Annotated in this window: 12 protein-coding genes; 1 reads left to right on the top strand and 11 read right to left on the bottom strand. The window is 46.8% G+C overall.

Going from position 1 to position 16,518, the window contains the following annotated elements:
- Nucleotides 1-20: 20 nt before the first annotated feature.
- From mraY to NO989_RS08845, 9 genes are all read right to left on the bottom strand, one after another.
- Nucleotides 21-1,103 carry a phospho-N-acetylmuramoyl-pentapeptide-transferase gene (gene mraY / locus NO989_RS08805; RefSeq protein WP_014950432.1) on the bottom strand — a complete coding sequence of 361 codons (1,083 nt, stop codon included), beginning with the start codon at nucleotides 1,101-1,103 and terminating at the stop codon, nucleotides 21-23.
- A complete protein-coding gene (gene murF, locus NO989_RS08810) occupies nucleotides 1,097-2,506 on the bottom strand; it encodes a UDP-N-acetylmuramoyl-tripeptide--D-alanyl-D-alanine ligase (protein WP_321824747.1) in 1,410 nt (469 codons plus the stop codon). Before murF ends, mraY begins: the two co-directional genes overlap by 7 nt.
- Nucleotides 2,503-4,068, bottom strand: a complete 1,566-nt coding sequence (locus tag NO989_RS08815; protein WP_321824748.1) for a UDP-N-acetylmuramoyl-L-alanyl-D-glutamate--2,6-diaminopimelate ligase — start codon at nucleotides 4,066-4,068, stop codon at nucleotides 2,503-2,505. Before NO989_RS08815 ends, murF begins: the two co-directional genes overlap by 4 nt.
- A complete protein-coding gene (locus tag NO989_RS08820; RefSeq protein WP_014977227.1) occupies nucleotides 4,058-5,833 on the bottom strand; it encodes a peptidoglycan glycosyltransferase FtsI in 1,776 nt (591 codons plus the stop codon). Before NO989_RS08820 ends, NO989_RS08815 begins: the two co-directional genes overlap by 11 nt.
- Nucleotides 5,830-6,165: a cell division protein FtsL gene (gene ftsL, locus NO989_RS08825; RefSeq protein WP_014950436.1), complete on the bottom strand. Its 336-nt coding sequence runs from the start codon at nucleotides 6,163-6,165 to the stop codon at nucleotides 5,830-5,832. The genes NO989_RS08820 and ftsL overlap by 4 nt, the downstream gene beginning before the upstream one ends.
- Nucleotides 6,162-7,103: a 16S rRNA (cytosine(1402)-N(4))-methyltransferase RsmH gene (rsmH, locus tag NO989_RS08830; protein WP_371342397.1), complete on the bottom strand. Its 942-nt coding sequence runs from the start codon at nucleotides 7,101-7,103 to the stop codon at nucleotides 6,162-6,164. The genes ftsL and rsmH overlap by 4 nt, the downstream gene beginning before the upstream one ends.
- Complete coding sequence (gene mraZ / locus NO989_RS08835; RefSeq protein ID WP_012519465.1) at nucleotides 7,100-7,558, bottom strand: division/cell wall cluster transcriptional repressor MraZ; 459 nt, start codon at nucleotides 7,556-7,558, stop codon at nucleotides 7,100-7,102. Before mraZ ends, rsmH begins: the two co-directional genes overlap by 4 nt.
- A gap of 491 nt (nucleotides 7,559-8,049) precedes the next feature.
- Nucleotides 8,050-8,874, bottom strand: a complete 825-nt coding sequence (locus NO989_RS08840; RefSeq protein ID WP_371342398.1) for a hypothetical protein — start codon at nucleotides 8,872-8,874, stop codon at nucleotides 8,050-8,052.
- Nucleotides 8,875-9,032: 158 nt separating this feature from the next.
- Nucleotides 9,033-9,803, bottom strand: a complete 771-nt coding sequence (locus tag NO989_RS08845) for a SapC family protein (RefSeq protein ID WP_014950439.1) — start codon at nucleotides 9,801-9,803, stop codon at nucleotides 9,033-9,035.
- 393 nt (nucleotides 9,804-10,196) lie between these two features.
- Here NO989_RS08845 and NO989_RS08850 point away from each other — a divergent pair, with 393 nt between their 5' ends.
- A complete protein-coding gene (locus NO989_RS08850; RefSeq protein WP_371342399.1) occupies nucleotides 10,197-11,411 on the top strand; it encodes a dipeptidase in 1,215 nt (404 codons plus the stop codon).
- Nucleotides 11,412-11,496: 85 nt separating this feature from the next.
- On the opposite strand, the gene NO989_RS08855 is transcribed toward NO989_RS08850, so the two are convergent.
- Both NO989_RS08855 and NO989_RS08860 read right to left on the bottom strand, forming a co-directional pair.
- Nucleotides 11,497-14,772 carry an efflux RND transporter permease subunit gene (locus NO989_RS08855; RefSeq protein ID WP_371342400.1) on the bottom strand — a complete coding sequence of 1,092 codons (3,276 nt, stop codon included), beginning with the start codon at nucleotides 14,770-14,772 and terminating at the stop codon, nucleotides 11,497-11,499.
- On the bottom strand, nucleotides 14,765-16,513 hold the full coding sequence (locus NO989_RS08860; protein ID WP_371342401.1) for an efflux RND transporter periplasmic adaptor subunit: 1,749 nt from the start codon (nucleotides 16,511-16,513) through the stop codon (nucleotides 14,765-14,767). The genes NO989_RS08855 and NO989_RS08860 overlap by 8 nt, the downstream gene beginning before the upstream one ends.
- Between the last annotated feature and the right edge of the window lie 5 nt (nucleotides 16,514-16,518).

Raw genomic sequence — 16,518 nt, forward strand, 5'->3', positions numbered from 1 at the left:
AATACTTATCTCTTTACCGCTTATCTAAGTTTGAGGGTAGCAAGACCCACCAACACCAAAATGATTGAAATGATCCAAAAACGCACTATTACGCGCGGCTCTGGCCAGCCCTTCAATTCATAGTGATGGTGAATAGGCGCCATACGAAAAATACGCTGGCCACGCAGTTTGTAAGAACCTACCTGAAGGATGACCGACAGGGTTTCCATAACAAAAACACCACCCATGATGATTAACACCAATTCTTGGCGCACCAATACAGCAAGCACGCCTAGTGTGCCGCCCAACGCTAGTGAGCCAACGTCGCCCATAAATACTTGTGCCGGATACGTGTTAAACCATAAAAAGCCTAAGCCTGCACCGACCATGGCGGTACACACAATCACCAGTTCGCTGGTGAGCGGAATATGAGGAATATTCAGGTATTCGGCAAAGTTCGCATTACCTGTTACATAAGCAAATATGGCAAATGCACCCGCCACCAAAATAGTGGGCACAATGGCAAGTCCATCCAATCCATCGGTAAGGTTTACCGCGTTACTTGTGCCTACAATGGCAAAGTAAGTAATGATGATGAAGAACGCCCCCAGCTGCGGGAACACTTCTTTGAAGAAAGGCACCAGTAGTGAGGTTTCAGCGCTTATCGTTGCACTGCTGTATAGATAGAATGCGACCCCTAACGCAACTACAGATTGCCAGAAATATTTCCAACGGGCGATAAGCCCCTTCGAGTCTTTGCGGATCACTTTTCTGTAGTCGTCAACAAACCCAATGATCCCGTAGGCCACAACCACAGTAAGGGTTACTAACACGTAGCGGTTAGTCAGATCAGCCCAAAGCAGGCCACTTACGACAATTGCTGCGAGTATAAGTAACCCGCCCATAGTGGGTGTGCCGGATTTTGATAAATGGCTTTGCGGGCCATCATCACGTACGGTTTGACCAATTTGCATACGCTGCAAATAACGAATCATCTTAGGGCCAATAAGAATGGCAATAAGTAACGCGGTCAGCGTACTTAAAATTGCGCGAAGGGTAAGGTATGAAAATACGTTAAACCCTGAATCGAATTGTGTCAGCCAGTCGGCTAGCCAAATTAACATGCTATTCGCTCCCGACGGCTATCGTGCTTTCCCAGCGCAGAGGCCTCGACCGCCTCTACCACACGTTCCATTCTGGAACTGCGTGAACCTTTAACTAAAATTGAAATATCGCGCTGCTGCACTAACAAATCACTCTCCATTGCGGCCAACAAACTTTCAACATCGCTGAAATGGCCACCATTTTCATTAAACACAGCACTGGCTGATTGACTCAAAACACCCATGGTATACAGGTAATTAATTCCTTTTTGTTTAGCGTATTCCCCCACCTGCTCGTGGTAAAAACGCGCTTTTTCACCCAACTCTTTCATGTCGCCAAGCACAAGAACGCGAATGCCTGAAAAGCTACTTAGCGTATCGATTGCCGCATTTACAGACGCCACGTTGGCGTTGTAGGTGTCGTCTAACAGGCGAACCTGTTCGGTAAGCTGTTTTACATTCAAGCGGCCGCTAACTTGCTTCATAGCAAGTAAACCGTCTCGCACGTTTTCTAGTGTGGCGCCAACTTGCAGCGTTAGCGCTGCAGCAACAAGGGCATTCCCCACGTTGTGAACGCCAGGAATAGTAAGCTGAATAGACATATCACCTTGCGGGCAAACCAAGTGGAATGCGGCGCAGCCATCTAATCCAATGGTGATATCTTCTGCTCTAAAGTCAGCATCGTTTTTCTGCTGGGGCGAAAACGTTAGCGTTTTGGTCTGTTTAAGTTTGCCTTGCCAAAATTCAGCAAACTGGCTATCAACATTGACTACAGCCACGCCGTCACTGCCTAAGCCTTTAAAAATTTCACTTTTGGCGCGCGCCACACCAAGCAAGCTTCCGAAGCCTTCTAGGTGAGAAGCGGCGGCGTTTACGATAGTCGCGACGTCCGGCTTAACGAGGTTTGTGGTATAGGCGATTTCACCGATATGGTTAGCACCTAACTCCATGACCGCGTATTCATGCTGAGGCTCTAGGCGTAAAAGGGTTAGCGGCACACCGATATCATTATTGAAGTTACCGTTTGTGGCTAATACATTGCCTCTTCGCTCCAAAATAGCGGCACACATTTCCTTTACGGTGGTTTTGCCACTGCTTCCGGTAATCGCAATCGTTTTGGGCGCCACATGAGCTTTCACTGCTGCACCTAACAGGCCAAGTGCTTCTTTGGTATCTTCAACCTTAATGACAGGTAATGAGGTTGCTACGTCTTCACTGGCAATAACCGCACTTGCTCCCGCTTTCTCTGCCGTTGAAATAAAATCATGGCCATTAAAATTCGGGCCTTTCAAGGCCAAGTAAACTGCGCCATCTTCTAGGGTGCGGGTATCGGTACTTACTGCAGACACTTCAACGCCAGCAGCGCTTTTTAATAATTTCCCATTAACCTTTTCGGCTATCCATGACAGCGTTGTTGTTATCATTTGCTGTACTCCTGTTGCAGTCGCGCCACAACTGCACGTTCGTTATAGTTAGTCTTTTTGTCACCAATAATTTGGTAATCTTCATGGCCCTTCCCGGCCACAATGATGATGTCGCTTTCATGCGCATGCTCAAGGCAATGACGAATAGCTTGCTCGCGATCAGGTATAGACACTGCCAGCTCACGGTTCTTCAAACCCGCAATGATATCCTCGGCGATAGATTCAGGGCTTTCACTGCGACTGTTATCTGTGGTGATCACAATAGCGTCAGCACCAACCTCGGCAGCCTGCCCCATTAACGGTCGCTTACCTTTGTCTCTATCTCCACCACAGCCAAACACACACCACACTTTGCCCGTTGTATGGAATTTGGCGCTTAATAGCACTTTCTCCAGAGCGTCTGGCGTATGCGCGTAGTCCACCACCAAGTTAGCAGCACCCGTTACAGGGAAAACTTCCATTCGCCCGGGAACGGGCGTGATTGCGTTTACCGCGTTAACCACGTCATCAAAGCGCTCACCTTCAGCGAGTAACGTACCTATAGCACTCAATACATTGCTGATATTGAACTTTCCGAATAGCGGCAGCGAAATGGCAGCGCGTCCCCACGAACTCATTAGCTCAAAGCTACATCCACCTGCATGATAAGAAGCATTTGTGGCGAAACAATGGCGACTTTGAGGATTGTTATGCGCTCGCATCAACTCACTTTCACCGCTTCGATCCAGTCCACTTTCGTCTATACCTGTCCAGACGCGTGTAATCGTCTTATCTGCTGCACCATCCCACTTCTTACTTTCATCATCATTAGTGTTTAATACCACAGCCTTTAAACCTGGCTGCTGAAGCAGCAAGCGCTTGGCTTTGCCGTACTCTTCCATTGTGCCGTGATAATCGAGATGATCTCGAGTAAGGTTGGTGAAAACAGCGATATCGGTTTTTACTGTACCAAGCCGTCCTTGAACCAATGCGTGAGAACTCGCTTCAAAGGCCGTATGGCGCACTTCATTTTGCACAAAGTCTGCCAACAAATACTGCATACGTATGGCATCGGGCGTAGTGTTTGCTGCCGGCGTGTTCGACCACTGGGTTTCATCGCCTTCAAACACACTGCTCCCTAGCGTTCCGATGCTTGCACTACGTGTACCTAACGCATCCTTAAGCTGGGTAAGCAATTGAACTGTAGAGGTTTTTCCGTTTGTCCCTGTCACTGCTACCGTCGTCATTTTCTGAGCAGGGTAGTCGTAAAATGCAGCAGCTAATGCAGAGAGCATTTGTGGTAACTCATACAGCGAGATAATGACGCTGTGGTCGCGCATTTCCATTTGACCATGGGCGCTACTGTCTTCAGTTTGCGCCAGAATTACACGGGCCCCTAAACTTATTGCCTGGGGTATAAAATCTCGACCATCACGTTCGTGGCCCTTAATTGCCAAGAACGCTAAGCGTGTATTCACTTCTCGGCTGTCTAGCGTTAAACCTTCAATGCGGATATCTGGGGCGTCTACACCAAATTTCGCCAATAAAGCTTTTATACTTTGAATAAAGGCACTAACTACCACTTTGACCTCCTTTCAATAAGCGGCTAGATGTAACCTGCTTGTCATCGGGCGTAACGTTTAACATGTGCAGTGCGCCACCCATAATTGATGAAAAGACAGGTGCAGCGGTATCCCCCGCGTGATACAAATCACCGCCGGGTTCGTTGATCAATACAATAGTTACTAGCCTGGGGTCAGACACAGGTGCGATACCAGCGAAAATGTTGACGTACTCTTCGCCGTATCCACCAGCCACCGCTTTTCGGCTTGTTCCTGTTTTCCCAGCAACGCGATAACCTGGTACCGACGCTTTTGTTGCTGTGCCGCCACGCTGGGTTACGCTTTCCATCATTTGAACAATAGCGTTAGCGTTTTCTTCGCTGATCACCCGCTCAGATTGAGCCTGCCATGAAGGTTGCTCTGGCGACTTGATGACATTAAGTGGTGTTTTAATACCGCCGTTCGCCAACGTTGCGTAAAGACGCCCCAACTGTGCAGTGGTAACCGAAATGCCGTATCCAAATGACAGCGTGGCTAGCTCAAATTCAGACCAGCGGCTGCGCTCATGAAAGATACCGCTACTCTCACCCGCCATATTAAGCCCGGTATCGCTCATTAAGCCCATATTGTAATAGGTATCCAGCAGGAACTGTTTAGGCACAGAAAGCGCCAGCTTAGACGTCCCCATATTTGAGGAATGCTGAATAATTTCTTCTAGCGTTAGTTCGCCGTAATTGCGCGAATCTTTTACTAGGCTGCCGCCTAATCGCATCCATCCTGGATGAGTGTTTACTGAGTCTTCAGGCTCCACTTCACCGAACTCTAATGCAGTAAGAACGGCCAGCGGTTTTAGCGCCGAGCCTGGTTCGAACGCATCGGTAATTACCCGATTACGCATTCTGTGCGCAGAAATATCGCTTCTGTCATTCGGATTGAACGACGGTGCATTCACCATGGCTAACACATCACCGCTTTTTACATCGATGACAATGGCGGAAGCCGAGCTTGATTGGTAATAAATCATGGCTTCTTTAATTTCTTTATAAGCAAGTGCCTGAATACGCTGATCAATAGTCAGCTGCAGGTCGCCGGCTTTTTCGCCTGATTTTGTTTCTAAGATCTCTACCTGACGGCCTTTTGCATCGCGGCGTATTTTACGAGAACCCGGCGTGCCCGTTAGCCACTCGTTATACATGCGCTCCAAGCCTTCAACGCCCGTGTCGTCAACATCGGTTACGCCGATTAACTGCGCTGAAACTTCACCTGTAGGATAGTAGCGGCGGCTTTCACGGCGAAGATAAATGCCTGGAATGTCCAGTTTATCAACGTACTCTGCCATGGCAGGCGACACCTGACGCTGCAAGTAAACAAAGCGGCGTTTGGGGTTTGCCACTTTTTCTTTGAGTTCATTGACGTCTTGGCGCAGTACATCTGCCAGCGCTTCCCAACGGCGTTCTTCCTCGAAGCCGTTGTTTTCATGGATAACCTTAGGGTCTGCGTAGATGGCCCGAACAGGCACACTCACCGCCAGCTCAACACCATTTCTATCGGTAATAAGCCCGCGATAGGTTGGCATATCACGGGTTCTTAGTGTGCGGTTGTCGCCCTGTTGAATTAGCTCGTCTGGCTCAATAACTTGAATATAGGCTGCACGGGCGGCGAGCACGCTGAAAACTAGCATAATAACAACAAGCACAACGACAAAGCGCCAGTGCACTAGGCTTGGCGTTACATTTTGTTTTGCACCGGTTTTTTTACGTTGGCGAGAAAGTGCTGTTGTACTCATTTTAATTTCACCACTACTTCATCGTCTGCGGTTGGACGGTACATTTCTAACTGTTTTTCAACCAGGTTTTCTATGCGGTTATGCTCAGTCAACGCGCGTTGCTCAAGCACGAGGTTACGCCACTCGACATCAAGCTCATCTTTCTCTTGCATAAGGTCTTCAAGGGCAATGACCTGCTGTCTGTTGTGATGACTGCTAAGTGTGACCGCCATGGCACTTGTGATAACCATTAAATACAACAAAACCCGCAACTTGTTGCGGGTCAAATCTGAAACAATTATTAGCAGTAATTTAAAATTAGTGCTGGCCTTGTCTGGCGCGGCTTTGGTCATAACTTTTCTGCCACACGTAATACCGAACTGCGAGAGCGAACGTTGTTCGCGATCTCCTGTTCTGAAGGTTTTATCGCTTTGCCCAAGGCTTTTAACACTTTATCTGCATCTATTTCAGCCTGAGTAATCGGTAAGTTGTGTGGTACTGATTTCCCTTTACTTTGATCTTTAATGAAGCGTTTTACTAAACGGTCTTCAAGAGAGTGAAACGAAATAACGGCAAGACGTCCTTCTTTCGCCAACACCTGTGTCGCGGCTTTAAGGCCAACACGAAGTTGCTCAAGTTCCGCATTGATATAAATGCGAATACCTTGGAATGCACGGGTTGCCGGATGTTTAAACTTATCCTTTACAGGAACCGCTTCGTCGATAATTTTGGCTAGCTGAGCTGTGCGCGTAATGGGTGTTTCTTTTCGCGTGTTTACAATGGCATGGGCTATGCGTTTGCCGAACTTCTCTTCGCCAAACTCTTTAATAACCTGCGTAATGTCTTGTTCTTCGGCGTTAGCCAACCAGTCTGCAGCACTTTGTCCACGTGAGGTGTCCATACGCATATCCAGTGGGCCGTCACGAAGGAAGCTAAAACCACGCTCGGCATCATCTAGCTGAGGTGAAGACACCCCCAAATCCATAAGCACACCGTCAATCTTACCGGTTAGTCCCAGCGCTTCGATTTCTTCTGCCATATCACCAAACGGTGAGTGGATAATGCTAAAACGCTTATTATCGGCGAAACGTTCTGCCGCTTTGATTGCTTGCGGATCACGGTCAAAGGCGATGAGTCGCCCGTGTTCGCCCAATGCATCCAAAATATGTGCTGAGTGCCCCCCACGGCCGAAAGTGGCGTCAATGTAGATACCGTTTGGTTTGATCGCTAGGGCTTCAATGCATTCATCAAGCAATACTGAAATATGTTTAAATTCGCTAGGCTGCGTCATAGAGAAAAGTCCTGTAATCGTTCGGTAAGTTCAAATTCGCCTTTGCGTTCGGTGTCTATATCAGCTTCAACTTGTTGTGCCCAAATATCGGCATCCCAAATTTCGAATTTGTTTAACTGACCAACTAACATGACTTCTTTTGAGAGTTTTGCGAAACTTCGCAGTGGAGTAGGAACAAGAATGCGCCCGCTTTTATCCATCTCACCTTCAGAAGCATAACCTAGTAGCAATCGCTGCAAGCGACGCTCGGCTGGTATCATGCTTGAAAGTTTAGAGAGTTTAAGCTCAATCTCTTCCCATTCGGGAAGTGGGTAAAGTAGCAAACAACTTTGTTGTGTATCGACTGTGCAGACCAGTTGTCCCTGACAATCATCCAGCAGCGACTGACGATACTTCGTCGGTATAGCCAGTCTGCCTTTTGTATCCAGATTGATTGCGTTAGCGCCGCGGAACATTCCCCTAGCCTTTTATTATTTGCTCTTGGTTTTCTTGTTTTTTGAGTACTAATCTGCAAAGTGATGATGATTTGATCCACAATTCGCCACATTTACCCACTGAGATACAGTTTAGGTATCAATGATCCCCACTGTCAAGTAGAAAAAAGGCGTGAAGGCCGCATAAACACTGGGTTTAAACTGGTTGGATATACAGTGTTTTTAGGAAGTGTATGATTAGGCGTGTAAAAAAGATTAAAAAATATTCAGGTGAGAAAAAATAAAGGTGTAATTAATCGATGAACTGCTGTTTTTGACTGTAAATAAGCGGCGAGATCTCACGATTATGTTTAACGCTGTTTTCAGCGGTATTGCGCGTATGCTTAGTCGTAATTCAAACAGCTGCGCCACATCAGCACGTTAAAAAACGAGTGAGTTAACACGACTAGTGCTAACTCACTGCATTTACATCAACGCGTGCTAACGCATAGCAATAATCAGGGAGTTCTTACTTAGAAACGATAGGATGCTGAAAGTGAAGCAACGTCACTACTTTCTTCCCCATCAATATCCGTTTCATAGCTTGCTGATATTGAAAACTGTTCATTGACCCAATAATCGAGTGCTACTCCAACAGCCTTTTCATTTACAAAGCCGTCTGGCGCATCTGAATAGGTGAACAAGCCAGCAACACTGAAACCTTTACTGAAGAAGTAACGAGCTGAGCCATAAAAAACGTCATTACTTTCAGCTATATACTCGGCCATAAAATCCCAGCCTTTACCCTCCTTTCCAACAGTTGTGTAACGAGTAAAAATTAATGCAGAAGATTCGTTACCGCTAGCTTCAAACACGTCATCTTCGAAGGCATATTCAGTGCTGAAGTGCTGATAAGTCAAACCTGCGCCAACTTGCCACTCACGTGATAAGTTGTAACCCAGCTTAGCATTTATGTCGGTGCTATCAGATTCGCCATAGCCATTGTTCCATTTCCTATGAACCCCTTCGATTGCTAACATTAAGTTTTCATCGATGTAAAACGTCGCTCCAAGATTAAAAAAGTCGGCACCATCTAAATTGGCGTAACCACCAGATAAACTCGATACACGCTGAAGATAAGGGTTTATAAGGTAAGCGCCGCTGTTTCCGCTAACTTCTTCCAGGTAGCGCACATACCTTGCACCGTAGAGGTTGTCATCGAATCCTTCAGGATCGACAGCGGTAAACTGTACTTCGTTTTGTGTAGCTGCATGTGCTGCTGAGACTGTAAATACTGAAGCCGTGATAAGTGATAGTGCAGTTAGCGTAGTTTTTAGCTTATTAGTGTTAGTGTTCATGTCTTTTGTCCTTAAAAAATGTGTTGGGAACGATGTGTAAGATAAGACATTAAAACTTAACGGTTTCTGAACGAAACATGACGAAGTCTGAACGTGAATTTTAGGTACAAAAAAACCCGCAACTTTGCGGGCTTTTAAACTTCAAAATGAGGGAACGATTACGCGTTTGGCGCCGCTTCAGGTGCTGCTTCTTCTGCTTTAACCGCAGAAAGCTGCATGCTGCGAATTGGGTTTTCTGTGTCATTAGAAAGCTCAACAAGGCGGTTTAGCTGACCAACAGACATCATTACTGCGTAGATAGCACCTAGGAAGCCTTGCTTGTGTAGCTCAAGCACCTGCTCTTCTGGCAGCTCAAGAAGCTTCTTCTCATTGATGCTCATCATGCCAGTAACATTGCGCTGTTTACCATCTTGGTATGTAAGGCGAATTTGAATTGGATCAAGAAGGTCCAGTTCAACGACTTTCGCAACAAAACGCTGAGTTAGCATTTCGCTATTCGCAAGGTCTGCTAGGAATTTCTGACGGTTATCTAGGAACTCGCTTGCTTCACCAGCTTCAGTGAATAGCGCTTGGCCTTCGTCAGAAATAAGGTCGGAGTTTTCATCAATGTAAACGCCAAGCTTGTCGCCGTCTGGACGCACGTCGAATGGATAGCGAAGGATGTTCATTGGAACGTGAGGGCCTTTCCAGCTGTCGCCAGTTAGAAAAAGGTTTTGACCTTGTTCCATACCAAGCATAGTCACAACGTGGTGACGCTTTGATGTAGTGTCTTCAATGAACACTAGCGGCATTGTCGCAGCTAGTTGTGCAAATTCACGGATCGTTGCTGCTGCAAGGTGTGTATTTTTCGCAAAGCTGAAAGATGTATTTACCGCAACCTTTAGGTCTTTATGCTTTTCTTTATCTAGCGGTACAAAATTAATAGCCATATTTATTTCTCATACTTGTTAACTGTGGCCCCGGCTTGATTATGTGAGAAGAGCGGGTGCCACTAAAAAATTACGTCGGCCGCGCTGATGCATAGTAGTCATCGATAATTGGCGGAGCGCTTGGGAGTATCCCGTATTCGCGCAATGAAGTCACGCAGTCTTCACCATAACAAGTTTTAAATTTTTATTGCAATGTAAACTTGAAGTAAACAAGCACAAGCGCTCTAAAAATGAGCAATATCGACTAATTTAGCGCTTAGCGAGAGCAATCTGGGGTAAATGCATAGCAAGTAAAAGCCTATTGTCGCAGTGCGCATTATCCTTTAGTCTCGTATTGCTATTAAGTTAGCGGTTATTGACCTAAGCGATAAAAAAACAAAATAAGGATTTTCTATGAAGGGGCGCTTCCCACTCTCATCTTGCGCATTACTTATCTCTGCGCTTTTTGCTTCACACTCTGTACTTGCTGAGACCTCTACTTATTCAGCATCTGAAAAAGCTATCAAGATCGCACAAGAAACTATTATTGTTGATGGACACATTGATGTTCCTTATCGCGTAAAGGAAAAGTGGGTTGATGTCACTAAAGCCACGCAGGACGGTGACTTCGACTACCCTCGTGCAGTATCTGGTGGTTTGAACGCCCCTTTTATGAGTATCTACGTGCCTGCTAGTTTAGACAACTCTCCAGAATCTACGCAGCTTGCCCATGAGCTCATCGATTCAGTAGAAGCCATTGTTGCCCGCGCACCTGATAAATTTGCCATTGCTAAAAGCCCTTCTGACGTAAAAGCCCAATTTGAAAAAGGGTTAATTTCACTGCCAATGGGCATGGAAAATGGTTCTCCTATTCAAGGTGACTTGGCGAATCTAACGGCTTTTTACGAGCGCGGGATTCGCTACATCACCCTTGCTCATAGTCAAGCTAACCACATTTCTGACTCTTCGTATGACCTGCGCAGAAAATGGAAAGGCCTTAGCCCGTTTGGCAAAACCTTAGTGGGCGAAATGAACAACATTGGTATTATGCTGGATATTTCCCATGTGTCTGACGACGCCTTTTATCAGGTTATTGAGTTAACAAAGGTGCCAGTTATAGCATCACATTCTTCACTGCGCCGCTTTACCCCCGGTTTTGAGCGCAACATGGACGACGAGATGATCAAAAAACTCGGCGAAAATGGCGGTGTTATTATGATTAACTTTGGTTCTAGTTTTGTATCTAAAGAAGCTGGCAAGTGGCGTAGTGGCCTTACTGCAGCGCGCAAAGCCTTGGTTGAAAAAGAAGGCGAAGACAGCCCTAAGCTAGAGAACTTTGAAGAGAATTATCGCAAAGAAGTGGCATACCCTTATTCAACCCTAGACGAAGTGCTTGACCATATCGATCACGTGGTAAAACTGATTGGAGTTGATCACGTAGGTATTGGTTCAGACTATGACGGTGTAGGTGACTCACTCCCCATTGGGCTTAAAGATGTGGCGAGTTTTCCAAACCTAGTACAAGGATTGCTGGATAGAGGTTATAGCCGTACCGACATTGAAAAAATATTGAGCGGAAACCTTTTGCGCGTTTGGCAACAAGTTGAAGACTATGCGAAAGCGCACTAGTCGCGCAATGCTTTAAAAATGAAGCGTAGGGAAGCGTGTTATCGCTTCCACATGCTTTATCTACTCTACTGCACTTTCAACTCTATTATTTTTTGCGTGACACAATTAAGTAAAACGCGCTTGGCAATACCAACAGTGTTAATACCAGTGCACTCGCCATACCGCCTACCATAGGCGCCGCAATTCGCTGCATCACTTCACTACCAGTTCCAGTGGCATAAAGCACAGGCAACAAGCCAACAATAATAGAAAGCGATGTCATCATAACTGGGCGAAGTCTTGCCGAGGCGGCATGGACAATAGCCTTTTTCACAAGCGCATCTTTTTTAGTGTTGCCATTTTCTGTTTCGTGCTTAGTAAGTGCATCTGATACATATTGGTTTAGATAGACCAGCATGATAACGCCTATTTCTACCGCTACACCTGCTAAGGCAATAAACCCAACACCTACCGCCACCGACAGATTGAAGTTAAGAAGGTAAAGCAACCATACACTGCCCACCAGCGCCAACGGTAAGGTCGCGAGTATGAGTGCCACATCGCGAAGGCGTTTAAATGCCAGATAAAGCAAAAGGCAGATAATGGCTAACGTTAGCGGTATAACCACCGACAGTTTTGCTTTCGCGCGCTCAAGGTAAGCAAACTGCCCCGCCCACGTAATGGAGTATCCAGTGGGTAAATCAAATTGCTCTGACAAATGACGTTTTGCGCTATCTACATAACCCCCTAAGTCAATACCCGTGGCTGAGTCTGACGAGATATCAATGTATACCCATCCGTTTAATCGGGCATTTTCACTTTTAATCCCAGCCGGCCCGTCGTCAATACGCACGGTCGCCACATCGCCAAGGGTAATGTGAACACCGCTTGGTGTGACGAAAGGCATGGATGCTAAAGATTCAGGCGTATCGCGGTAGTGCTGTAAAAAGCGCATGGCAATAGGAAAACGCTCACGCCCTTCCACTGATTGTGTAACCACTTTGCCGCCCACTGCCGAGCCTACAATACTGTGAACATCGTCTATCGTCATGCCGTAGCGCGCCGCCAACTGCCTGTCGATATCGATATAAACGTAACGGCCACCCACCACACGCTCAGCGTATACTGATGCTGTATTGGGCAGGTCTTTAAGCAGTATCTCAATATCCTTTCCTATGGCTTCAATGCCTGCTAGGTCAGGCCCCGCAATCTTGATCCCAACAGGGGTTTTTATCCCGGTTGCCAACATGTCGATACGGGTTTTAATTGGCATTACCCACGCATTGGTCAGCCCTGGAAATTGCACCAGAGCGTTAAGCTCTTCTTTGAGCTTTTCAGTGGTCATGCCCGCCCTCCACTGGGCTTTCGGTTTAAGCTGAATGAAGGTTTCAATCATCGTCAATGGTGCAGGGTCTGTGGCCGTATCTGCGCGTCCAATTTTCCCGAATACCGTTTCAACCTCGGGCAAGGTTGCAATAAGCTTGTCCGTCTGCTGTAAAAGCTCTCTGGCTTTACCCACTGAAATACCCGGATAGGTAGTAGGCATATACATCAAATCGCCTTCGTCCAGTTCGGGCATAAATTCGCTACCTAGTTGGTTTAACGGCCAGTACATGGAAAGCAATAAGCAAAATGCCCCCGCCAAGGTGAGCAGTGGGTAGTTAAGCAGCCGCGTTAGCAATGGCTGATACACACGTTCTAAAGCTCGATTTACCGGGTTCTGGGCTTCAGATCGTATTTTTCCGCGTACGAAATAACCCGCCAGCACAGGAACTAAAGTAATTGCCAGCGCCGCAGCTGCTGCCATGGCATAGGTTTTGGTAAAGGCAAGAGGCGCAAAAAGACGCCCTTCTTGTGCTTCTAACGCAAAAACAGGAATAAAGGATACGGTTATAATTAGGAGCGCAAAGAATAAAGCTGGGCCAACTTCAGTGGTCGACTTAATCACCAGTTCCCAACGTTTGACTGCCGAAAGCTTTGCAGATGTTGGCGCAAAGGTTGGTATAGGTGTTCGCGACTGGGCACTCCCTGACCCAACCTGACTTGCTGAATCCCTTTGACTCGCTGAATCCCTTTGACTCGCTGAGGCTCCCTGACTTGATGAAACAGCATGCTGATGAATGTGCTTGTGTAAATTTTCAACCACAACAATAGCGCCATCCACCATTGCACCAATAGCGATAGCAATGCCACCTAAAGACATGATGTTGGCATTAAGTCCCTGCAGCTTCATTACGATAAACGCGGCGAGAATACCAATAGGCAAACTGATTAGCGCAACCATAGATGAACGTATGTGAAACAAGAAGATAGCGCATACCAAACCAACAACCAGCAATTCCTCCACCAACTTATTGGTGAGGGTATCGACGGACTTATCAATAAGGGTGGAGCGATCGTACACGGGAACGATATTCACCCCTTCCGGCAAGCTCGCTTTTAATGAATCCAGCTTAGCTTTAACCGCATCGATAGTGGCTTTTGCGTTTTCGCCATAGCGCATCACTATAATGCCACCCACGGTTTCGCCATTCCCGTTTAGTTCAGCAATACCGCGGCGCATCAACGGGCTTTCTACCACTTGTGCTACATCATTAATCGTTATGCTAACGCCGTCCTTGATAACGCCTGTAGGCAACGACAGTATGTCGTCAATGCCCTGAATGTAGCTTTGCGCACTAACCATGTACTCTGCCTCGGCCATTTCAATAACCGAAGCGCCTGACGCGCGGTTACCCCGTTTAAGGGCAATTTCTATCATGGATGGCTGAATGTTGTAGGCACGTAATTTTTCAGGGTCGACAATAACTTGGTATTGTTTAACCATCCCTCCAACAGACGCAACTTCAGAAACGCCTTCAACTGACTGAAGCTCAAACTTTAAGAACCAGTCTTGCAACGCCCTTAACTCACCAGCATCTAGCGCATTTGGCTGACTAGCATCGTTCTCCAACGCATAAATGTAAACCCAACCTACCCCTGTCGCATCTGGACCTAACTGAGGTGTCACGCCTTCTGGAAGTTGCGAAGACGCTTGGCTTAAGTATTCCAGAACACGGCTTCGAGCCCAGTACATGTCTGTATCATCATCAAAGATTATATATACGTAGGCATCGCCGAAGAATGAATACCCTCGCACCGTCTGTGCGCCAGGCACTGACATTAGCGCAGAGGTGAGAGGAAACGTCACCTGATCTTCCACCACTTGCGGCGACTGACCGGGATAGCTTACTTTCACTATGACTTGGACATCAGATAAATCAGGGATAGCATCAACGGGGGTATTTTTCACCGCCCAGACACCAGCAATACTGAGCATAATAGCGCTCAGCAATACCAGTATTCTATTGTTTACCGACCAGCGAATTACCGATTCAATCATGGTGCATATGCTCCTTATGATTTATCGATTTTTGTTCTGCCGACTTGTGAACCATCGACTTGTGAGCATCGCTTTGCTCTCCATTACTCTTCAGGTTGCCTGCATCATGTTTATGATTGCTGTGACCTGAGTCATGCACCATGCCCTTGTCCACCGCATTTTCACTACGCTTTCGCATATCAATAACCGTGAATTCTTCGCCAGTCACAAAGGTGAACATGATGTTGTCACCTTCACTAAACTGAGATAAGTCAATATGCTTTGATACCGCAAATGACATTGTCGCAGGTCCCCGCCCCCATTTTTCAATCGGCCCGCGAGCGATTACTAACGTTGCGTTATTCGAAGCGCCATTCGTTTCGGTGTCAGCTGGCAATTCAATTGCCTCAATTGTACCTGTTGTCGTGGCCTGGTGATCGGGCGCTTTCATTCGCTCAAAGTCACTGCTTTTCGACGACTCTGAATCAATCAAAAATTGTGCTGATACCACAACATCATCCTCGGGGAGCAAGCCTTCAACTACTTCAAAATGTGTACTATCGCTTTGCCCCAGTGTTACGCGTACCGACTTAAAATTGCCATCGCCATCACTGAGTACCACTTTTGCGCCCTCTGCCGTGCGAATAACGGCACTGCGAGGAACCAGTAACGCCGCCTTGCGTTGAGTAGGCGTAATTACAACGTGAGCAAACATATTGGGCTTTAACGTGTGATTGTTATTGTTTAGCGGTATGCGCACTTTCAAGGTTCGGGTTGTTTCTGACAAAGACGGATAAATATACTCTACGTGACTTTCCCATTTAGCATCGGACCCATGGTCCATTTCGTCGAGGGTAACCACAGCGCCATTATAAGGCGCTATGATTTGCGCGTACTTTTCAGGCACCTCTGCAATCACCCACACTGTATCTAGCTGTGCGATGCTCATCAAGGTTGTCCCGGGCTGAACGTAAAATCCTTCCCTGATATTCAGCGCTTCTACTACACCGCTTTGCGGCGCGTTAAATGTGACGGTTTGTGCTACCCGTCTACTTTTCTGCAATTCTTCGATAACGCCCTTTGATAGCCCTAGAGTTCTTAGGCGCTCGGCGGCGCCCTCAATTAAACGTGAATCTCCTCGCTTAAGAGCTAAAACGTATTCTTCTTGTGCGCTAACTAATTCTGGAGAATACAGGGTATAAAGTGCCTGTCCTTTTTCTACTTGCTCTCCTTGGGATTTAATGAAAAGCCTGTCGACCCAACCTGATACTCTAGGGTGGATGTGCACAATGCTATCTTCATCGTAAGCAACGTTGCCCACCGCCGTTACGGTCTGTTGAAGTGTTCCAATGGTAACGGGCGCGACTTTAACCCCTATATTGTGCTGTACATTTGGCGGAATCATTACGGTACCAGGCGAACGCTCATTACTTTTCGCAGACGTTGCGTCGTCATTGGCGTATACGGGCACTAAGTCCATTCCCATTGGTGACTTTCCTGGTTTGTCACGGCGATAGCTGTCATCCATAGGCGCTACCCAATATAAAGGGGCTTTATTATCAGTTTCGTCGCTGTGGGCACTTTTATCGCTGTGGGCACTGTCACCTCTGTGGGCACTTTCACCATTTCCGTGTTTTGATGAATCAGACAACAATAGTGAGGCCAAGCCGAACGCTATCAGGCCGCCAAATAGCAGACCTATTAGCAAGCCCTTTATTAGCGTGCTTTTTGTATCTGGAGCAGGGTTAGTTGAAGATGTCATATTAA

This window comes from Alteromonas sp. DY56-G5 (assembly GCF_041414725.1).
Taxonomy (GTDB): domain Bacteria; phylum Pseudomonadota; class Gammaproteobacteria; order Enterobacterales; family Alteromonadaceae; genus Alteromonas; species Alteromonas macleodii.